Source organism: Lacrimispora struthionigena, from assembly GCF_048627165.1.
GTDB lineage: Bacteria > Bacillota > Clostridia > Lachnospirales > Lachnospiraceae > Lacrimispora.
This window is the reverse complement of the sequence record NZ_JBMBWP010000002.1, coordinates 453,636-475,012: the sequence shown is the minus strand read 5'-3', so window position 1 is coordinate 475,012 and position 21,377 is coordinate 453,636. Positions and strand designations below refer to the sequence as shown.

Annotated in this window: 20 protein-coding genes; all 20 read left to right on the top strand. The window is 44.1% G+C overall.

What is annotated here, in order from left to right:
- Nucleotides 1-12: 12 nt before the first annotated feature.
- The 20 genes from murA (at nucleotide 13) to ACOAOT_RS11060 (ending at nucleotide 21,354) form a co-directional block, all read left to right on the top strand.
- Nucleotides 13-1,263 carry a UDP-N-acetylglucosamine 1-carboxyvinyltransferase gene (murA, locus tag ACOAOT_RS11155; protein ID WP_104438448.1) on the top strand — a complete coding sequence of 417 codons (1,251 nt, stop codon included), beginning with the start codon at nucleotides 13-15 and terminating at the stop codon, nucleotides 1,261-1,263.
- Nucleotides 1,260-1,988 (top strand): cell division protein FtsQ/DivIB, encoded by a 729-nt coding sequence (locus tag ACOAOT_RS11150; RefSeq protein ID WP_420217027.1) that lies wholly within the window; start codon nucleotides 1,260-1,262, stop codon nucleotides 1,986-1,988. The genes murA and ACOAOT_RS11150 overlap by 4 nt, the downstream gene beginning before the upstream one ends.
- A 118-nt stretch (nucleotides 1,989-2,106) precedes the next feature.
- Complete coding sequence (gene ftsZ, locus ACOAOT_RS11145; RefSeq protein ID WP_420217026.1) at nucleotides 2,107-3,423, top strand: cell division protein FtsZ; 1,317 nt, start codon at nucleotides 2,107-2,109, stop codon at nucleotides 3,421-3,423.
- A gap of 56 nt (nucleotides 3,424-3,479) precedes the next feature.
- Nucleotides 3,480-3,806, top strand: a complete 327-nt coding sequence (locus ACOAOT_RS11140; RefSeq protein WP_420217025.1) for a helix-turn-helix domain-containing protein — start codon at nucleotides 3,480-3,482, stop codon at nucleotides 3,804-3,806.
- 18 nt (nucleotides 3,807-3,824) lie between these two features.
- A complete protein-coding gene (locus ACOAOT_RS11135) occupies nucleotides 3,825-4,763 on the top strand; it encodes a hypothetical protein (protein WP_420217024.1) in 939 nt (312 codons plus the stop codon).
- A gap of 235 nt (nucleotides 4,764-4,998) precedes the next feature.
- Nucleotides 4,999-5,976, top strand: a complete 978-nt coding sequence (gene hflK / locus ACOAOT_RS11130; protein WP_420217023.1) for an FtsH protease activity modulator HflK — start codon at nucleotides 4,999-5,001, stop codon at nucleotides 5,974-5,976.
- A complete protein-coding gene (gene hflC, locus ACOAOT_RS11125) occupies nucleotides 5,973-6,842 on the top strand; it encodes a protease modulator HflC (protein WP_420217022.1) in 870 nt (289 codons plus the stop codon). Before hflK ends, hflC begins: the two co-directional genes overlap by 4 nt.
- An 84-nt stretch (nucleotides 6,843-6,926) precedes the next feature.
- Nucleotides 6,927-7,784 carry a methylenetetrahydrofolate reductase [NAD(P)H] gene (metF, locus tag ACOAOT_RS11120; protein WP_170823365.1) on the top strand — a complete coding sequence of 286 codons (858 nt, stop codon included), beginning with the start codon at nucleotides 6,927-6,929 and terminating at the stop codon, nucleotides 7,782-7,784.
- 71 nt (nucleotides 7,785-7,855) lie between these two features.
- Nucleotides 7,856-8,497: a vitamin B12 dependent-methionine synthase activation domain-containing protein gene (locus tag ACOAOT_RS11115; protein WP_420217021.1), complete on the top strand. Its 642-nt coding sequence runs from the start codon at nucleotides 7,856-7,858 to the stop codon at nucleotides 8,495-8,497.
- A 30-nt stretch (nucleotides 8,498-8,527) separates the two neighbouring features.
- A complete protein-coding gene (locus ACOAOT_RS11110; RefSeq protein WP_420217020.1) occupies nucleotides 8,528-10,966 on the top strand; it encodes a homocysteine S-methyltransferase family protein in 2,439 nt (812 codons plus the stop codon).
- A gap of 67 nt (nucleotides 10,967-11,033) precedes the next feature.
- Nucleotides 11,034-12,125 (top strand): tryptophan--tRNA ligase, encoded by a 1,092-nt coding sequence (gene trpS / locus ACOAOT_RS11105; RefSeq protein WP_420217019.1) that lies wholly within the window; start codon nucleotides 11,034-11,036, stop codon nucleotides 12,123-12,125.
- Nucleotides 12,126-12,133: 8 nt separating this feature from the next.
- Complete coding sequence (locus ACOAOT_RS11100) at nucleotides 12,134-12,376, top strand: RDAC family protein (protein ID WP_420217018.1); 243 nt, start codon at nucleotides 12,134-12,136, stop codon at nucleotides 12,374-12,376.
- Nucleotides 12,377-12,602: 226 nt separating this feature from the next.
- Complete coding sequence (gene ahpC, locus ACOAOT_RS11095) at nucleotides 12,603-13,166, top strand: alkyl hydroperoxide reductase subunit C (protein ID WP_104438460.1); 564 nt, start codon at nucleotides 12,603-12,605, stop codon at nucleotides 13,164-13,166.
- A 12-nt stretch (nucleotides 13,167-13,178) separates the two neighbouring features.
- Nucleotides 13,179-14,822, top strand: a complete 1,644-nt coding sequence (locus ACOAOT_RS11090; protein ID WP_420217017.1) for an FAD-dependent oxidoreductase — start codon at nucleotides 13,179-13,181, stop codon at nucleotides 14,820-14,822.
- A gap of 16 nt (nucleotides 14,823-14,838) precedes the next feature.
- Complete coding sequence (eno, locus tag ACOAOT_RS11085) at nucleotides 14,839-16,137, top strand: phosphopyruvate hydratase (RefSeq protein ID WP_420219413.1); 1,299 nt, start codon at nucleotides 14,839-14,841, stop codon at nucleotides 16,135-16,137.
- Nucleotides 16,138-16,343: 206 nt separating this feature from the next.
- Nucleotides 16,344-16,991, top strand: coding sequence for an MBL fold metallo-hydrolase (locus ACOAOT_RS11080; protein WP_420217016.1), 648 nt, complete (start codon nucleotides 16,344-16,346; stop codon nucleotides 16,989-16,991).
- 17 nt (nucleotides 16,992-17,008) lie between these two features.
- The gene (locus ACOAOT_RS11075; RefSeq protein WP_420217015.1) at nucleotides 17,009-17,593 is read left to right on the top strand and encodes a 4'-phosphopantetheinyl transferase family protein; all 585 of its coding nucleotides are present in this window, start codon (nucleotides 17,009-17,011) and stop codon (nucleotides 17,591-17,593) included.
- Nucleotides 17,594-17,653: 60 nt separating this feature from the next.
- Nucleotides 17,654-18,823 (top strand): class I SAM-dependent methyltransferase, encoded by a 1,170-nt coding sequence (locus ACOAOT_RS11070; RefSeq protein WP_420217014.1) that lies wholly within the window; start codon nucleotides 17,654-17,656, stop codon nucleotides 18,821-18,823.
- Nucleotides 18,824-18,905: 82 nt separating this feature from the next.
- Nucleotides 18,906-20,480 (top strand): metallophosphoesterase, encoded by a 1,575-nt coding sequence (locus ACOAOT_RS11065; RefSeq protein WP_420217013.1) that lies wholly within the window; start codon nucleotides 18,906-18,908, stop codon nucleotides 20,478-20,480.
- Nucleotides 20,452-21,354, top strand: coding sequence for a DMT family transporter (locus ACOAOT_RS11060; RefSeq protein WP_420217012.1), 903 nt, complete (start codon nucleotides 20,452-20,454; stop codon nucleotides 21,352-21,354). Before ACOAOT_RS11065 ends, ACOAOT_RS11060 begins: the two co-directional genes overlap by 29 nt.
- Nucleotides 21,355-21,377: the final 23 nt, after the last annotated feature.

Genomic DNA, 21,377 nt, shown 5'->3' with positions numbered 1-21,377 from the left:
GGAGGTACCGGTTTGTCAGTCATACAGGTCCAGGGGTTACGATCCTTAAAAGGTGAGATAAAAATTCAGGGTTCCAAAAATGCTGTTCTGCCGATTATGGCAGCGGCGGTTCTCCATAAAGGTACTACAGTGATTCATAATGTCCCCAGGATACAGGATGTGTTCTGTATGCTGGGGATACTTGAGCGTATCGGGTGTATTTACAGTCTTGACGGACATACGCTGACCATTGATGCTTCTGACATCAAATGTGCAGAGATTCCGGAAGAGTATATAAAGAGCATGCGTTCTTCTATTATATTATCAGGTCCCCTGTTAGGGAGGCTTGGTGATGCAGTTACCAGCTTTCCTGGAGGCTGCTCCATCGGGCAGAGACCCATCGACCTGCATCTGGCTGCATTCCGCACCCTTGGCGCAGTGATAGAGGAAAAGGATGAGAAACTGTGTGCATCTGCGAAGACACTTGTGGGCGCCGATATTTACTTTCCGTTTCCCAGTGTGGGAGCTACGGAGAATGCCCTGATGGCAGCTGTTTATGCGAAAGGAATCACTGTCATACATGGAGCAGCAAAAGAACCGGAGATCACTTCTCTTTGTGAATTCCTAAACAACATGGGAGCAATTATTCATGGGGCTGGAACCTCCAGGCTTGCTGTGACCGGAGTGACAGGTCTACACGATTCTGAATTTATTGTCGCAGGAGACCGGATAGTGGCAGGTACTTATTTAACGGCAGTGATGGCAGCGGAAGGAAATGTACTTCTGGATGGAATCCGTCCGGGTCATCTGACTGCAGCTCTCTCTCTGGCGGAACGGATGGGAGCTGAATTAAAGCTTTATAAAAATCAGCTGGAGGTTTCCATGAGAGGCCGTCCTGACTGTGTGAATGTTGTAACCGAACCTTACCCGGGTTTTCCAACCGATCTTCAATCTCAGGTGATGGCAGTGATGGCATCGGGATCCGGCTGGGGCAGAGTGGAGGAAACGATTTTTGAAGGCAGGTTCGGCGCAGCAAATGAGCTTAAGAAACTGGGGGCAGATATCGTTATAGAGGGCAAACGGGCCATTGTACACGGGCTGTATCCTCTTAAAGGAAACTGTGTAACTGCTCCTGATCTAAGAGGCGGAGCTGCCCTTGTGGTAGCCGGGCTTGCAGGCGAAGGCGTGACGGAGATTTCTGAATGCCACCATATCGAACGGGGGTATGAGGACATTTGCCGGGATTTAAGCAGTCTTGGAGCTGCAATCAGAGGTAAGGAATGAGAAACTTCAAAAAAAGCAGAAGAAAAGTGATCGTTGCAATCATAGCAGTATTCCTTCTGGCCGGGTCGGCAGCTTTTTTGTCACTGCAGATCAGAAACATTACTGTAACCGGCAACAAGAAATATACTTCAGATCAGATCATAGACTTATTATTTAAAGATGGCTGGGATAGGAATGCGATTACCTGTTTTTATAAGGATCGTTTTCGGGAACACGAACAGATCCCTTTCGTGGAAGACTACAAAATCGTATTCTTAAGCCCGGTCAGTATAGAAGTGATTGTATATGAAAAATCCGTGGTTGGTTATGTTTCCTATATGGGCAGCTATATGTACTTTGATAAAGACGGGATTATTGTGGAAAGTTCCAGCGGAAAACTGACAGGAATTCCATGGATTACGGGGCTTAAGTATGGGCACATCGCTCTGCACCAGCCCCTCCCCGTGGAGGATCCCAAAGTATTTGGCCAGATCTTAACACTAACCCAGCTTTTATCAACCCACAAAATCCCAGTGGATGAGATCCGTTATGATTCCAGCGGCAATGCAACTCTTGTTATGGGAACCATCAGGGTGTACCTTGGTAGCAATGACCAGATGAACGGAAAGATCTCAGAACTGAATGATCAGCTTCCGGTTTTAGGCGGTCTGGCTGGCACTCTGTATCTGGATACATATGACGAGGCGGAAACTGTCACTTCTTATCGGTTTGTGAAGGATAAGTGAATTTACATAATTTGTCTGGAATTTTGTTAAAAAAATGGTTGATATTTTTTACAAAATAAAATATTATATTAAATAGGTTTATACAGTAAGCTGTATATGGTTAAAGGAGGATATAATCTTGTTAGAGATTAAAATAAATGAGGCGGATAACGCTGCTAGAATTCTGGTAATCGGTGTAGGCGGTGCCGGAAACAATGCAGTGAACCGCATGATTGATGAGAATATAGCTGGTGTGGAATTTTTTGGAATCAATACGGACAAGCAGGCATTGCAGTTTTGCAAGGCCCCTACAGCTATGCAGATCGGTGAGAAACTGACCAAGGGACTTGGTGCAGGTGCGAAACCTGAAATTGGCGAAAAGGCAGCGGAAGAGAATGCGGACGAGCTGGCTCAGGTCATGAAGGGTGCCGATATGGTATTCGTTACATGCGGTATGGGAGGCGGAACAGGAACTGGTGCAGCTCCTGTTGTGGCTAAGATTGCGAAAGATATGGGAATCTTAACTGTTGGTGTTGTTACAAAGCCATTCCGTTTTGAAGCCAAAACACGTATGTCCAATGCAGTGAACGGTATTGAACGTTTAAAAGAAAGCGTTGATACACTGATTGTAATCCCTAACGACCGTCTTCTTGAAATTGTGGACAGGCGTACCACCATGCCTGATGCTTTAAAGAAAGCAGATGAAGTACTTCAGCAGGCAGTTCAGGGTATTACGGATTTAATTAATGTACCAGGACTGATTAACCTGGATTTTGCTGATGTTCAGACTGTTATGACTGACAAAGGAATTGCTCATATTGGTATCGGTCATGCAAAGGGCGATGAGAAGGCTTTAGAAGCAGTGAAACAGGCAGTTTCCAGTCCGCTTCTTGAGACAACCATTGAAGGAGCAACTCATGTAATCATTAATATTTCCGGAGACATCAGCCTGATTGAAGCCAATGAGGCAGCAAGCTATGTTCAGGAGATGGCAGGAGATGATGCCAATATTATCTTTGGTGCCATGTATGATGAGAATGCTCAGGATGAAGCAAGCATTACAGTAATTGCAACCGGACTTGATATGCAGCATGAAACACCGGTAGCCAAGGTTATGACCAACTTCTCCAATCCAAACTATAAGCAGCCCAAAGCAGCACCACAGGCAGCAAGTCAGGAAGCAGCAGCGACAACTGCAGCAAATCCTGCATACAATCAGAACTTTAACCAGAATTATAACAATGCCAATAACTATTCCGGACAGCCTTATCCCAATAACCAGAATGCCGGAAATTACAGCAATCCCAATTATAACAATCCAAATTATAATAAGCAGCCTAATTACGGACAGGGAACTCCCCAGACTGCACCACAGGGGAATGGACAGCCTTACCGTCCGACTGTGAACAAAGAAGTACAGATCAATATTCCTGACTTTTTAAGAAATAAAAGATAATAGATACATAACTGGCAGGTTCTCATGAACCTGCCTCTTTTTGAAAGGAGCGCCTTATGTTAAAAGAGGAAAAAGACTGGGAATTATCAGAAGATTATTATACGGAACAGGACAGTGAGAAAAAGCTTTCTTTGGAAGATTTCATTACAGAACCGGATTTAGATGGTAATTCACTTAATATTTCCCCCCAGTCTGACGAACTACTTAAAAAGACCATTGAAGATGTGCATCAGGTTCTGGCACTGGCAAAAGATGGAATGAGCATCGAGAAAATCGCTGAATTAACAGGTTTGGATGAAAAATACGTTTATGACATCCAGGTTTGCGCACAGGGTTTCAGAGAGGATGACGAGATCGCAGTGGCTCATTTGGTTCTGGGTTAAATTAGGGGGAAACAAAAGATGATGAGAAAGATTTGTCCGGTTTGTGATCTGCCGGTAAATGAGATCAATTACTGTCCCAGATGCAGGCGTGTTGTTAAAAAGCCTGTTTACTGGAATGCAGACTATATATTAAATGAGAAGAGAAGCCAGACAGCTATGCCGGTAGGTCAGCCGTCTGCCTCCACAGCGCCGGTAAATCAACCGACTGTCCATACCCCATCGCCTGGGAAGGGAAAATCCAATGTACTGCTGTTTGTTGTGATTCTGTTTATTGTGATCACGACTCTGGCCAGTGTGATAATCAGCTGTGCTGTGAATGCCACCTCTTTGGAAAGCAAGTTTGACACAGCAGTGGGATATGATGACTATGGATATCGGGATTTAAATGAATCGGAGGTAATGGCCGCAGGAGAGCATTGCAGCGGATTCGATCACTTTGATACGGACGGAAGAGAAATTTCCAGGTCTTTGATCCAGTTTATGGAAAAAGAGGAGTATGGCTATACTATCATTTCCCAGGAGTCTTATGGGGATAATTATGAGTTTAAACAGGACGGCGATCCGCTGACTTTTTATGAGACTGTGGAAAGCGTTTATATGATTCCTAAAGCAGCGAAAGAAGCTGGTACTGATGTGGATTCGTATGAGTACGTGGATATTAATTATGATACGGTTACGGGGGAACTCCACCGGTATGTTTCCTATCTGGAGGATCAGGAAGCGACTCTGGCATTTCTGAAACAGTTCTTACTGGATACAGAAGCAGGGTGTATGGTTGAGGCAGACCAGAGCAGCGCTGACTCGATTATAGAACAGGCACAGGCAAGGATTAACCAGCGGGAAGGAGCCTACATCCTGGAAGGTATCTTTGATGTAAACATCTATATCTATGAAGACAGGATACAGGTTTATGTATCCTTTAACAATCCTGAGACTGTAATAAATCAGGAAACTTAACCACTAAAACCTGCTATTGACAGAAAATAATCATTCTGATATAATAATCCCAATCGCAAAAGGGAGTAGCTTCCACCGAAAGGCTGGATAAGTGTGCGTCAGAACGATAAAGAGATTTATCCGCATTCTTATGAAATGTCAAGACTTTTACTGATACCGTCAGGTACCGGCAAAGGTCTTTTTTTATATCCTTTTTTGCGAGAGACCCCCCAAAAAGAAAGAGAGGAAATAAAGGATGGAAACAGTTAACCCAAAAGGAACGGAGCAGTTAAGAAAGATCCGGAAAGTGATAAAGAAATCCGGAATAGCGGTTTTACTTGCTGTTGCGGTTCCTGTAATTGCATTTGGCTCTGTGTATAATGTGCAGGAGCAGGAGCAGGCGGTAGTGACCACGTTAGGGATTCCAAGAACGGTTGCAGAACCGGGACTGCATTTTAAGATCCCATTTGTTCAGAATGTGAATAAGGTGAATACCACCATACAGGGATTTGCCGTCGGCTACGATCCCAGTGACAATGAGAGCAAGGAAGAGGATTCCCTGATGATTACAAAGGATTATAATTTTGTAAACGTTGATTTTTTTGTGGAGTATAAAGTTACAGATCCGGTAAAGGCAATCTATGCTTCTAAGGATCCCCTGATTATTTTGCAGAATGTATCAAGAAGCAGCATCCGAACAGTCATCGGCAGTTACGATGTGGATTCTGTGCTGACCAATGGAAAAAATGAGATTCAGTCAAAAGTTAAGGAAATGATCACGTCAAAGCTGGCAGAACACAATGTAGGGCTTACGGTGATCAATGTCACCATACAGGATTCAGAACCGCCGACAAAGGAGGTAATGGAAGCCTTTAAGGCAGTGGAGACAGCCAAACAGGGAAAAGAGACAGCGATCAACAATGCAAATAAGTACCGCAATGAAAAGCTTCCGGAGGCAACCGCCCAGACAGATCAGATTCTTCAGGAAGCAGAGTCTGCCAAGGCAAAAAGGATTAATGCGGCCAGTGCAGAGGTGGCGAAGTTCAACGCCATGTACGAGGAATATGTGAAAAACCCGGAAGTGACCAAAAAAAGAATGTTTTATGAAACAATGGAAGATGTGCTTCCAAACATGAAAGTGATTATTGACGGTACGGACCAGACCAGTACCATCCTCCCCCTTGACAGCTTTACCGGAGGAGCGGCCAGTGAAAAGAAGGAGAATCAGCAATGAAGAAGATAAAAACAGCCATAGGAATTGTGATTGCGGCAGTTGCCGTAACGGTGCTTTCCGGAGGGGTAGTGGTAACAAAGGAAAATGAATTTAAGCTGATCAGACAGTTTGGAAGAGTGGAAAGAGTCATTGATTCTCCTGGTATCTCTTACAAGATACCATTGATCCAGACAGCAGATACCCTGCCAAAGCAGATCTTAATTTATGATCTTGCAGCTTCCGATGTGATTACAATGGATAAAAAAACCATGCTCAGTGACAGCTACGTGCTCTGGCGGATTGAAGATCCACTGAAATTTGCCCAGTCACTGAATTCATCACTTTCTGGTGCAGAGAGCAGAATTGATACGGTGGTTTATAACTCAGTGAAGAATGTGATCAGCAGTATGGCCCAGAATGAAGTAATAAGCAGTCGTGATGGGGAGCTTTCTCAGGCGATTATGGATAATGTAGGAGAAAACATGGGCCAGTATGGAATCCGACTTCTGGCAGTGGAAACAAAGCGCCTGGATCTTCCGGCAGATAATAAAACAGCGGTGTATGAAAGAATGATTTCGGAGCGTGCCAAAATAGCTGCCACGTTTACAGCAGAAGGCCAGGCAGAGGCGAAAAAGATACAAAATACAACAGATCGTGAAATAGCAATCAGTATTTCTGATGCTCAGGCAAAGGCGGCATCAATCACATCAGAGGGAGAAGGAGAATATATGAGAATTATGGAGGAGGCTTATCATGATCCTCAAAGATCAGATTTCTATTCCTTTGTACGGTCGTTGGAAGCAGCTAAGACATCTCTTGCAGGAAATGGGAATACTTTAATCCTTCCGGGAGGCTCTCCCCTTGCCAGGATATTTACCGGTCAGTAAAATTTGGAATACTCTGTTGCGATAAAAAGTTTTTTATGGTAAAGTGTTAAAATAAAAAGAAGCAGAGGATAGGAGATTGACAGAATGAAGATTACAGATATATTGAGCCAGGGAAAGCCGACCTTATCTTTTGAAGTGTTTCCGCCTAAGACAGAGGATAAGTATGATTCTGTTGAGAAGGCGGCTGCTGAGATAGCAAAACTAAAACCTGCCTTTATGAGCGTCACATACGGCGCCGGCGGAGGAACCAGTAAGTATACCGTAGACATCGCTTCTGCCCTCCATCATGAATATCATGTTACGGCCTTGGCCCATCTGACCTGTGTATCTTCAACGAAAGAAAAGGTGCGTCAGGTGTTAGGGGAGCTAAAGGAAGCAGGGATAGAGAATGTGCTGGCATTAAGAGGTGATATCCCGGCAGATGCCCCGGATAAGCGGGAATACAACTATGCATCAGAGCTGATCCGGGAGATTAAGGAAACCGGTGATTTCTGCATCGGAGCTGCCTGTTATCCGGAAGGCCATGTGGAATCAGCTAACAAAACCATTGATATGGATTACTTAAAGCAGAAGGTGGAAGCAGGATGCGATTTTGTAACCACCCAGATGTTTTTCGATAATAACATCTTATATAATTACTTATACCGGATACGGGAAAAGGGGATTACAGTCCCGGTTGTTGCAGGGATTATGCCTGTAACCAATGTAAGGCAGATCATACGCAGCTGCCAGCTGTCCGGAACCTATCTGCCCACCCGGTTTAAAGCGATCGTTGACCGGTTTGGGGAAGATCCGGCAGCCATGAAGCAGGCAGGAATAGCCTATGCAACGGAGCAGATCATTGATTTAATTGCAAACGGTGTCAATGCCATTCATGTTTATTCTATGAATAAGCCTGATGTGGCCTTAAAGATCAAGGAAAATCTTTCTCAGATACTGTAATCCGTAAAGCAGCAGGTCCGTTTCTGTAAAAGAGCGGACCTGTTTTATCAGGAAAAATCGGAGGGATAAGGATGGAGATCAGCCGGAAGGAGATTCTTAGATATTTAGGATATGGAAATAAAGAAAGTGATGAGCAGATCAGCGCTTTGGTCGAGGAAGTATTGGAAGAACTTCTGGCTGCAGCATCACCCAAATGTATATACAGGGCATTTCCGTTAACACTTCTTCCTGAGAATGAGATTGATTTTACGGTCTTTCGGACAAGAAGCCGGAATCTGAGTAAAAATCTGGCGGATTGTGAGGAAGTTATATTATTTGCGGCCACGCTGGGAACCGGAGTGGATGTGCTGCTTCATAAATACACCAGACTGCAGATGAGCAGGGCTGTCATTATGCAGGCGGCGTCCGCTGCAGTGATCGAAGAATACTGCGACCAGGAAAACCGCAAACTGAAACAGGAATATGAGGACAAGGGCTTTTATTTAAGACCAAGATTCAGTCCTGGCTACGGTGATTTTTCGCTGGAATGTCAAAAAGATATAACAACAGTTTTGGAAACACCCAAGCGGATTGGCATTATGCTTACGGAAAGCCTGCTAATGACTCCTTCCAAATCCGTGACGGCAGTGATGGGAGTCAGTAAGAAGCCTTACCGTTGTGAGATAAAAGGGTGTGAATCCTGTGGGAAAAAGGACTGTGCATACCGGAGATAAGATAGAAACTGAGTGGAGATGGAGGAATGTATGACTGCGATTTTAGAGAAATTGAAAGAAAGAATCCTACTTTTTGACGGCGGCATGGGCAGCCTTTTACAGGCCAATGGCTTAAAACCCGGTGAACTGCCGGAAACCTGGAATGTAACCCATTCTGATTTAATCGTAAAGCTTCACAGAGAATATCTGGAAGCCGGTGCAGATATGATTAAAACCAATACCTTTGGTGCGAATGGTTTAAAATATAATAAGGACAAGGAATTTGATTTAGAGCAGATTGTGACTGCTGCCATGAAGAATGCCAGAGAGGCAGTGGATACTGCCGCATATACCCCTGGAAGGTCAAAAGGTGCAATAGCCCTTGATATCGGTCCTACAGGCAAACTTCTAAAGCCTCTTGGAGATCTTGATTTTGAAGATGCCTATGAGCTGTTTTCCCAGGTGGTAAGAATTGGTGAACGGGAAGGGGCAGACCTTATTCTCATTGAAACCATGAGCGACAGCTATGAAGCAAAAGCAGCGGTTCTGGCTGCAAAAGAAAACAGCAGCCTGCCAGTTTTTGTGACAATGATTTTTGATGACAAGGGAAAGCTTTTAACCGGGGGAAATGTGGAGTCTACGGTTGCTCTTTTAGAAGGGCTGGGAGTGGATGCCCTGGGAATTAACTGCGGTCTTGGTCCTGTTCAGATGAAAGGCATTCTGAAAGATATCATGAAGGTGGCTTCTCTTCCTGTTATTGTAAATCCCAATGCCGGACTTCCAAGAAGTGAAGGCGGAAAGACGGTTTATGACATTGATGCCGATGAATTTGCCAGAGTCATGAAGGAGATTGTGGAGGCGGGAGCCTGTATCATCGGCGGCTGCTGCGGAACAACGCCGGAGCATATTGAAAAAATGGCAGCGCTGTGTAAGGATCTGCCGGTCAGACTTCCGGAAAGAAAGAACCGGACGGTGATTTCCTCCTATGCCCAGGCTGTTGTGATAGATCGGGATCCGGTTATTATTGGAGAACGGATTAACCCGACGGGAAAAGCTAAATTTAAGCAGGCGTTAAAGGAGCACAATCTGGAGTATATCTTAAAAGAAGGTGTTCTCCAGCAGGATAACGGAGCTCATGTGCTTGACGTGAATGTGGGACTTCCTGAGATTGATGAACCGGCCATGATGGTAGAGGTGGTGAAAGAACTGCAAAGTATCATTGACCTGCCTTTACAGATAGATACCTCTAATATGACTGCCATGGAACGTGCCATGAGAATCTATAACGGTAAGCCGCTTATCAATTCCATTAACGGAAAGAAAGAAGTGATGGAGGCCATTTTCCCTCTTGTGAAGCGGTACGGAGGAGTGGTAGTGGCTCTTGCTCTTGACGAAGATGGTATTCCGGAAACAGCTGATGGAAGAATTGCAGTATCGAAAAAGATTTATGATACTGCAGCCGGATATGGGATCGGAAAAGAAGATATCATCATTGATGCTTTGTGTATGACCGTGAGCTCTGACAACAAAGGCGCCATTACAACCCTTGAGACGGTGAGACGGGTAAGGGATGAATTACAGGGAAAAACCATACTTGGAGTATCCAATATTTCCTTTGGTCTACCCCAGAGAGAGATTGTCAATGCAGCATTCTTTACCATGGCTCTGCAAAACGGGTTAAGCGCTGCCATTATAAATCCAAACTCAGAGGCCATGATGCGCTCCTACTACAGCTTCCGTGTGCTTGCAGACCTAGATCCCCAGTGCAGCAATTATATCAACATCTACAGCGGAAATGTGGCAGTTCTTGGTGAGGTAAAAAGACAGGCCGGGGATCAGAAAGCAGCCGGGATAAGCGGAACAGATTTATCCTTAGGGGAGAGCATAAAAAAAGGATTAAAGGACAGAGCGTATGCTGCAGTTTCCGAACTTCTGGAAAACAGGGAACCCCTTACCATAATTAATGAGGAAATGATTCCCGCCCTCAATGAGGTTGGAAAAGGGTTTGAGAAGGGAACGGTATTTCTTCCCCAGCTCCTGATGAGCGCAGAGGCGGCAAAGGCAGCTTTTGAGGTTATTAAGGAGAAACTGGCACAAAGCGGTGCAGAGGAAAAGAAAAAGGGAACCGTAATACTTGCAACCGTAAAAGGAGACATTCACGACATCGGCAAAAACATTGTAAAGGTGCTTTTGGAAAATTACAGCTATGAAGTACTGGATCTTGGAAAGGATGTTCCGCCTGAAACCATTGTAAAAACGGCCATCGAACGGAATGTAAAGCTGGTGGGGTTAAGTGCTCTTATGACAACCACGGTTCCAAGCATGGAAGAGACCATCCGACAGCTTCGGATCCAGGCGCCTTTTGCAAAGGTTATGGTTGGCGGGGCAGTTCTCACAAAAGAGTACGCAATGACAATCGGTGCAGACCAGTATTGCCGGGACGCCATGGCATCTGTCAATTATGCCGAGGATATATTTGAAGTAAAATAAGGTGCCTCATTGACAAATAACGAATGAATGGTACAATAAAACTTGATAATATATCTGGAGGTACAAAATGGGAAAGATAATTTTAACGGGGGACAGACCCACCGGAAAGCTTCACATCGGACATTACGTGGGTTCGCTGAGGCGCAGGGTGGAATTGCAGAATTCCGGCGAATTTGACGAGATTTTTATTATGATAGCGGATGCCCAGGCATTAACGGATAATGCGGACAATCCGGAAAAGGTTCGTCAGAACATTATTGAGGTAGCGCTGGATTATCTCGCATGCGGACTGGATCCCAGTAAGAGTACGTTGTTCATCCAGTCTCAGATACCACAGCTTACAGAGCTTAGCTTCTATTATATGAATCTGGTTACCGTTTCCAGGCTGCAGCGCAATCCTACTGTAAAATCTGAGATTGCCATGAGAAACTTCGAAACCAGCATACCCGTGGGCTTCTTTACCTATCCAATCAGTCAGGCAGCTGATATTACGGCATTTAAGGCCAACACTGTCCCTGTAGGAGAAGATCAGGAACCTATGATTGAACAGACCAGGGAGATCGTACGGAAGTTCAATTCCGTTTATGGAGAGGCTTTAGTGGAGCCGGATATTCTGCTTCCGGATAATCAGGCGTGCTTACGTCTTCCAGGAACAGACGGCAAGGCAAAGATGAGCAAGTCCCTTGGCAACTGCATCTACTTATCCGATTCAGAAGATGAGGTTAAGAAAAAGGTAATGAGCATGTACACCGATCCCAATCACCTGATGGTTTCCGATCCCGGACAGGTGGAAGGCAATACTGTATTTACCTATCTGGATGCATTTTGCAAAGAAGAGGATTTTAAAGAATATTTACCGGATTACAAGAACCTTGATGAGTTAAAAGAGCACTATCAGAGAGGCGGACTTGGAGACGTTAAGGTAAAGAGATTTTTAAACAGTGTGCTGCAGGCAGAGTTAGAACCCATCAGAAAGAGAAGAAAAGAATACGAAGCAGATATCCCTTATGTATATCAGATCTTAAAAGAGGGAAGCCAGAAAGCAGAAGCAGCCGCTGCCGCTACCTTAAAAGAGGTGAAGGAAGCGATGAAAATCAACTATTTTGACGATGTGGAACTGATCGGAGAACAGGCAAAGCGGTTTAAAGGCCAGGAATAGGGGTTATCATGAAGATCGTGTCCATTCATGAGATACTGGAATGCAATCAGCTTCTAAAAGACAGCGGATTGGAATTTAAGATTCATTTAAGAGATGCCTGCGGGAAACAGTCCTGCTTTGTGGAATCCCTTAGTGACAGCAATGGAATAGCAGAGTATCAGGCGCTTTACGAGACACTGGAAGGGTACTTTAAGAAACTGCGTTTTCAGCTGGAGTATAATGAAGATAAGACAAACTTCTGGATGATTTAACTCCGGAAACTGGAATGCCGGAGTGGCTGCAAAGGAGAAAAAACTTTGGGCTTCTCCGGTTTTTTTTACTTAATAATAAAATAATAATTATTATCAATATTGTTTATTGAATTTTCTGGGAATCTATGCTATGATTATACCATGAATTAGGAGCAACTAACTCATAAATTTAATCGAAACAAGCCATATTAATTGAGTATAGCCATCAGGAAAGGAGATATATTGTATGTCATTCATTGGAAAAGAGATCAGTGATTTTAAAGTACAGAGTTTTATAAATGGAGAATTTAAGGAAGTTGTTAAAAAGGATGTTCTGGGTAAGTGGTCCGTATTCTTTTTTTATCCGGCGGATTTTACTTTTGTCTGCCCCACGGAACTGGAAGATCTTGCAGATAAATATGAGGATTTTAAAAAGGCGGGCTGTGAAATTTACAGTGTATCCTGTGATACCCATTTTGTGCACAAGGCCTGGCATGATGCTTCAAAGACAATAAAAAAGATTCAGTATCCCATGCTTGCGGATCCTACAGGCGCACTGGCAAGAAGCTTTGATGTTCTGATTGAGGAATCAGGCATGGCGGAGCGGGCAACCTTCGTTGTGAATCCCGAAGGAGTTATCGTCGCTTATGAAGTGATTGCCGGCAACGTAGGAAGAAATGCAGAAGAACTGTTTCGAAGAGTGGAGGCATCCCAGTTTGTTGCCAAACACGGAGATGAGGTTTGTCCTGCAAAATGGAAACCTGGTGAAAAGACATTAAAGCCCAGTCTGGATTTAGTAGGGCTTCTGTAAAGGCGGGATGCTATGGCTGAATTTTATGACGTAATTATTGTAGGCGCAGGTCCTGCAGGTCTCTCCGCAGCCATTTATGCAGCCAGAGCCAGATTTAAGGTTCTGGTGCTGGAAAAGGAAAAAATTGGTGGTCAGATTACCATTACATCGGAAATAGTAAATTATCCCGGAATCGAGAAAATAGACGGCACAGAGCTGACAGAAAAGATGCGGGCCCAGGCACAAAGCTTTGGCGCTGAATTTCAGATAGCAAAAGTGACAGACTTTGATTTTTCCGGAGATATGCGAATTGTGAAAACCGATAAAGGTGATTTTAAGACCCTTGGAATTGTTCTTGCTCTTGGTGCAAACCCCAGAATGCTGGGGTTTGCAGGAGAGCGGGAATACAAAGGCAGAGGAGTGGCTTACTGTGCAACCTGCGACGGTGAATTTTTCACCGGAATGGATGTGTTTGTAATTGGAGGTGGATTTGCAGCAGCAGAAGAAGCTGTATTTCTCACCAAATATGCAAGAAAGGTCACCATCATTGTCAGAGAAGAAGATTTTACCTGTGCCGCTTCCGTAGCGGATAAAGCGAAAAATCACGAAAAGATTGAAGTTCATTATCAGACTGAGATCGTGGAAGCTGCTGGTGACAGGCTTTTACAATCTGCCAGATTTCGGGATAATCAGACTGGAAGAGAATGGACTTATGAAGCGCCAGAGGGAGAATCCTTTGGTATATTCGTATTTGCAGGCTATGTACCTGACACTGAAATAGTGAAAGGAAAGCTTGAGCTTGACAGCCACGGCTATCTCATCACAGATCACAATCAGATGACGGGGATTCCCGGAGTGTATGGAGCCGGTGACGTGTGTGTCAAGAATTTAAGACAGGTGGTAACCGCTGTTTCCGACGGTGCAGTTGCCGCTACGTCCTTAGAAAAATATGTGGCTGATGTTTATGAGAAGTTACATTTGTCTCCGCGGGAGCCTCAGGCACAAGCGGATAACAAAAGTGAGAATAGAAAGCAGCAGGATGATTCAGGGGAAGAGAATTTTATTACTTCCGAAATGAGACAGCAGTTAGAAGTGTTGTTTGAAAAATTCCAGAAAAAAGTTGTTGTAAAGGCACTTTTGGATCAAAGTCAGCTATCCGTTGAGATGAATTCCTTTTTACAGGAACTCTCTGGTATCTCAGATAAAGTGGAATCTCTTACAGAGCAGGTATCTGATAAGCCAGAACCGGATGAGACAATTCCCGCTCTGTTGGTTTTAAGGGAAGATGGTTCGGAAACAGGAATCCGCTTCCATGGAATTCCTGGAGGTCATGAGTTTAATTCCTTTGTTATCGGATTATATAATGCGGCAGGGCCGGGACAATCTGTTTCTTTGGAAGAAGAAGACAGAATACACCGGTTAGACAAAGAAATGACTATTAAGATTGCGGTTTCATTATCCTGTACCATGTGTCCCACCACCGTTATGTCAGCAGGAAGAGTTGCGGCGGAAAATGGTAAAGTAAAGGCATGGACTTATGATCTTGCTTATTATCCGGAATTAAAGAAGCGCTATCAGATTATGAGTGTGCCCTGTATGATTATCAATGATAAGGTAGTAGAATTCGGAAAGAAATCCGTAGAGGAGCTTCTGACCGTTTTGGAAAGTATAGAGTAGAAAAGGAGAAATCATGATGAATTATCTGGAAATTGAAAAGGTCATAGGAAGAGAAATTATTGACTCAAGAGGAAATCCTACTGTTGAGGCGGAGGTTCATTTAGCGGATGGTACCATTGCCACAGGAGCCGCACCAAGCGGAGCGTCTACCGGCGAGTTTGAAGCGCTGGAGTTAAGAGACGGAGATAAGACCCGTTACGGCGGAAAAGGCGTTTTAAACGCAGTTCACAATATTAATACGGTGATCCATTATGCATTGGTAGGAATGGATGCATCTGATATTTACGGAATCGATCAGGCGATGATTACAGCCGATGGAACACCGGATAAATCAAGACTTGGCGCCAACGCCATTCTTGCAGTATCCATTGCCTGTGCCAGGGCAGCAGCAGTGAGCATGGGAATTCCTCTTTACCGGTTCCTGGGAGGCATTACAGGCAACCGCCTTCCGGTTCCCATGATGAATATTTTAAATGGTGGAGCTCATGCCGCCAATACCGTAGATGTTCAGGAATTTATGATCATGCCTGCAGGAGCACCAAGCTTTAAGGAAGGTCTACGCTGGTGTACCGAAGTGTTCCATTGTCTGGCATCTATTTTGAAAGCAAAAGGCCTGGCAACCTCAGTAGGCGACGAAGGCGGCTTTGCTCCTGACTTAGAGAGCGACGACGCAGCCATTGAACTGATTCTGGAAGCAGTGAGAAAAGCAGGATATGAGCCTGGACGTGACTTTGTACTTGCCATGGATGCAGCTTCCAGTGAGTGGAAAGGGGAAGGCAAGGGACAGTATCATCTGCCTAAATCCGGCAAGGATTACACTTCTGCAGAGTTAATTGAACACTGGAAACAGCTTTGTGATAAATATCCCATCTACTCCATTGAGGATGCACTTGATGAAGAGGACTGGGAAGGCTGGAAGCTTTTAACCAGGGAACTTGGAAACAAGATCCAGCTGGTAGGTGATGATTTATTTGTTACGAATACAGAACGTCTGAAGAAAGGTATTACAGAAGGATGCGGTAATTCCATCCTCATTAAACTCAACCAGATCGGTTCCGTATCTGAGACACTGGAAGCCATTAAGATGGCTCACAGGGCAGGGTATACTGCCATTGCTTCCCATCGTTCCGGAGAGACAGAAGATACTACCATTGCAGATCTGGCAGTGGCTTTAAATACCTGTCAGATTAAGACCGGAGCTCCAAGCAGAAGCGAGCGTGTGGCTAAATACAACCAGCTCCTTCGCATTGAAGAGGAACTGGGTGAGAGTGCTGTATATCCGGGAATGGATGCATTTCATATCCGCCGTTCCTAATTAAGAGTGAGTAAGGCCTGCAGGTCGAAGATAAGACTTGCAGGTCTTTTTTTCATTTTGCGAAAAGGGTTTGATGTAGGGAGAAATAAATGATATGCTTAAGTAATTGGTGGAATATCTGAGATACTTTCTCAATAGAATAAACAGTGATACCCGTTATAAAAGGGCATTAAGTGGGAATGTATGAGAAAGTGAGAGAAGGATAGATGGCGGAAATAAAGAGGATCAGGTGCGGAAGTGAAAACTGTTATCTGATAGAAAAAAAAGAGAGAGCCATTCTGATTGACACCGGTAGAAAAGGCTTTGAAGAAAAGATTCTAAATCATTGTAAAAAGAGCAGGGTAGAACTCATTATTCTGACTCATGGTCATATAGAACAGGTACAGAATGCGGCCCATTTATCAAAAGAGTTAAAAGCCCCTCTGGCAATCCACAGAGATGATCTGGGGATTCTTAAGGATAACTTTAAAGAACCTGTGTCTTATCAGGGCCTTTTAGGGATGGTAGTGGCCGATGTTGCTGCAAAAAACTTTGAAGAATCTGTTATTTTTGATTTTACACCTGATATTTTTTTAAAAGAGGGAGACAGGTTGGATGAATACGGCATTGACGGGACAATTATTGAACTGCCCGGTCATACCAGAGGCTCCATCGGGCTGGAACTGGAGAAACGGGCTGTTTTTGTGGGAGATGCCCTGATGAACTTATTTTATCCCGGACTTCCCATGATTTACTGTGATCGGGAAGCCATGATTAAAAGTGCGGAAAAAATCAGTGCTCTTGGAGCAAGAAAAATATATTTCTGTCACGGGAATCCGGCAGAGAACAGAACGTGGAGCCAGATAGAAAAATAAACAGAGGAAAATTTAGTATGATAAAAATTTACGCGGAAGAATTTAATTTAGCTGAGGGTGAGAATAAACGGGAAACAGAACATCTTAAGGGGGAGCTGCTCCTTCGAAAGGGATTAAAGATAGATTATGGGATTAATTATGTTGATTGCAATCCAATTCCGGTTATAAAGGGAGTACATGGCAAACCTCAATTAAAGGAATATCCCCATATCTTTCATAACATCAGTCATACAGCAGGACTGGCTGCGTGTGCAATTGGAGATGTACCCATGGGGATTGATGTGGAAGAAATTCGCCCATTTTCAGAAAAAATTATCCGCAAGGTGATGTCAGAACAGGAAAAGGAGCAGTTTTATAAACTTAAGGGAGAAGAACAGACTGCCTTCTTTTTTAAGATCTGGACACTGAAGGAGAGTTATGTAAAAGCCGGGGGGTGGGGGATCACCATTCCTCTTACGGAGTTTTCCTTTGAACTGAGACCGGATGGTATTACATGTTCTGTTCCTGGAGTGCAGTTGGTCCAGTATTGCCTGAAAGAAAGATATATATTATCTTTGTGCACGATAGAAAAAGCGGAGATCTGTTTTGACGAAATATTATAAGATGGAAATAAATGGGCAAGAATCTATGTAAGTGGTTATCACTGAAATGGAGGAAAGCCCATGAAACTTATATCGGATCAATATTTAATCACGTATCTTCAAAGATTTGACCAATATCCGTTTGAAGTAAAACTTCACGGAAAAACCCATTTAATCGGTGAGGGGAATCCAGTATTTACAGTCAGTATGAAAGAGGAAATTGACAGCAGTAAGCTGCTGTCCAGTACTTCCCTTGCACTGGGCGAAGCCTATATGAAGGGGAATCTGGATATCGAGGGAGATTTATTCCAGGCACTGGATCATTTTATGGGACAAATGGCGGCTTTTACGGCAGATCAGAAAAAACTAAAAACACTTTTTTTTACTTCTCTTTCCAAAAAAAATCAGGAAAAGGAAGTTGCTTCTCATTATGACATCGGAAATGATTTCTACAGTCTGTGGCTCGATGATACAATGAGCTATTCCTGTGGTTATTTTAAGACAGAAAATGATACCCTTTATGAGGCTCAGTGCAATAAAGTGGAACGCATCTTAAAGAAACTTTGCTTAAAAGAGGACATGACCCTTTTGGACATTGGCTGCGGCTGGGGTTATCTGTTAATAAGGGCGGCAGAGGAATACGGTGTAAAAGGGGTAGGGATTACATTAAGCGCAGAGCAGAAAAAGGAATTTGAAAGGCGGATTGAGGTTCTGGGTCTGTCTGATCGTATTACCGTAGAATTAATGGATTACAGAGATCTGCCTAAAAGCGGAAGGACCTTTGACCGGGTGGCCAGTGTGGGAATGGTGGAGCACGTTGGGAGAGAAAATTATGATCTCTTTATTAAAAGTGCAGAGTCCGTTTTAAAGCCGGGAGGGCTGTTCCTGTTACATTTTATCAGCGCGCTGAGGGAGTATCCGGGAGATCCCTGGATGAAAAAATATATTTTTCCGGGAGGCATGGTGCCCAGTCTCAGAGAAATGATAAATCTCTTAAGTGATCATAGATTTTATGTTTTGGATGTGGAAAGTCTCAGACGCCATTATTATAAAACACTGCGCCACTGGGATCAGAATTTTAATGAAAACAGGGATCAGATCGAAAAAAAGATGGGAACTGAATTTGTGAGGATGTGGGACTTGTATTTAAATGCCTGCGCAGCAACATTTCATAACGGAATCATTGATCTGCACCAGATCCTTATATCAAAGGGAATTAATAATGAGCTCCCCCTTACCAGGTGGTACTAACGTTAAATACCAGGGTTGCTCCTGCATAAAAAACATGGTATGATTCCATGGGAAGAACCAGAAAGGATCTTTATGGAATCAGATGAATAAGCGAAAGAAGAACATATTTCTGGTTTGTATCTATGCAGTTATGCTTCTGCTGTGCTTTCTCATTGTCCTGTTGTTACAGAAAGTTCATTCTCCTCATACAAAGGACGGAGACGATAACAAGGCGACGGAAAGTACAGCAGTACCTTATACAGAGGAAGAACCGGAGACAAAAGACAGCAGGGAAACGTTTTCTGCTGTTGAGACGGAACAATGTACGAAAGAGGCCACACGCCCTTCTCTTCCCCGCTGTACTGAAATGGCAGTGGAAGAATCGAAAGAAGAGGAAAAACCGTACCAGCCTCCAGTCGTTGTAATTGCATCAGACGTCCATTATTTTTCACCGGAGCTGACGGATTACGGGGAAGCTTTCGATGAGCTGGAAAAGCTGGACGATGGTAAGGTAGTCCGCTATATTCCACAGATTATGGATGCATTTACAGACCAGATGGAGAAAAAGAAGCCTGCCGCGGTGATTTTAAGCGGTGATTTAACTTTAAATGGAGAGAAAAAGGGACATGAGGCGCTGGCTGAAAAATTAGCGGTTCTGGAAGAAAAGGGAGTAAAAGTTCTTGTGATACCTGGAAACCATGATATTAATAATCATGCGGCAGCATCTTATTTTGGTAAGGAAAAGGAACCCATACAGGAAGCAAACGAAAAGGATTTCTATGATATTTACCGCAGATTCGGATACGATCAGGCCAGAAGTCTGGATCAGAACTCTCTTAGTTATGTCTATGAACTGGACGAAAAAAACTGGCTTCTTATGGTTGATTCTGCTCAGTATGAACCTTATAACAAAGTAGGGGGAAGAATAAAAGAAGAAACCCTTGACTGGATGAAAACACAGCTGGAAGAAGCGAAAAAGCTGGGTGTATCGGTTGTGGTAATTGCCCACCATAACCTTTTAAAAGAGAGTATTTTATATCCGGAGGACTGTACCCTGGAAAACAGCCAGGATGTAGTACGTTTATTGGAGAGCTACCGGATTCCTCTTTATATAAGCGGTCATCTGCATTTGCAGAAAACCAAGACTTACAAACAGGAACCGGGTGAAGTGGGGGCAGATTACCACATCAGTGAAGTGGTTGCGAACTCCTTTGCCATCAGCCCCAATCAGTACGGTGTCCTGACCTGGACCGGCGACAACCGGCTTATTTATACCACGGAACGAACCGATGTGGAGGACTGGGGTAAGAAAACCGGAACATCGGATGAAAACCTTTTAAGCTTTAGCGGATATGCGGAAAAAAGCTTAAAAGATGTGGTGTATGAGCAGGTGAGCAGCCAGATTAAGAACCTTCCAAGAGAACAGATTGAGGAGATGGCAAAGCTGTATGGGGATTTAAACAGTGATTATTGCGCCGGAAGACCCATCGATGCCAGAGAGATTAAATCCACCACAGCATTTCGCTTATGGCAGAGGAACCTGCCGGACAGCCGGCTATTTGCCCAGATTGACCAGATATTAAGAGATACGGCTTCAGACCATAATACATGGGAGGGCAGGACAGAAGAAACGAAAGAGGAAGACAGCGATGAAGATGACAGAGAACAAACGCCTTAAGCGGGGAAGCGTTCTGACCATAACAGGCGGAATATTATGGGGAATATCGGGAACCTGCGGGCAGTATCTATTGCAGGTGAAAGGAATGGCTTCCGACTGGCTGGTTCCGGTGCGATTACTTTGTGCAGGAATTCTGCTGCTGATTATCTGTTTTATGAAACAGGGAAAGCAGATCTTTGCACCCTTTAAAAACCCAAAGGATATGAAGGATTTACTCATCTTTGGTATGGTTGGCATGTCCATGTGCCAGTATACTTATTTCACCGCCATTGGTTATTCCAATGCAGGTACCGCAACGGTGCTTCAGTACATAGGACCTGTTCTGATTATGCTTTATGTTTCCGCACGGGCGGGAAAGATTCCTGAGAAACACGAACTGCTTGCGGCAGCTCTTGCCATGGCAGGAACTTTTTTACTGGCAACCCATGGAAAACCTGGAAGTCTTGCAATTTCAGACCGTGCACTGTTTTGGGGACTGTGCTCTGCGGGAGCCCTTGCAGTTTACACCACTCAGCCGGGAAGGCTTTTAAGCAAGTATGGCTCTATGGTAATAACGGCATGGGGAATGCTTATTGGCGGAGTTTTACTTGGTCTGATTTTCAGACCCTGGGAGAAAACCGTTCTCCTTGATGGGGCGGCTGTTACGGCAATGGCACTTATTATTGTGTTTGGCACAATCATTGCATTTGCCTGCTATATGGAAGGCGTCAACTGTGTGGGACCTAAGAAAGGGAGTCTTCTGGCATCGGTAGAGCCAGTGTCAGCCACTGTTTTTTCTGTGATTTATATGGGCGTTAACTTTGGTCTTATGGATTTTGTGGGATTTGTGTGCATTCTCTCCACGGTATTTCTTCTGACGTCGGGGAAAGAATAGTCCATGCTTTACAATTTATTTCA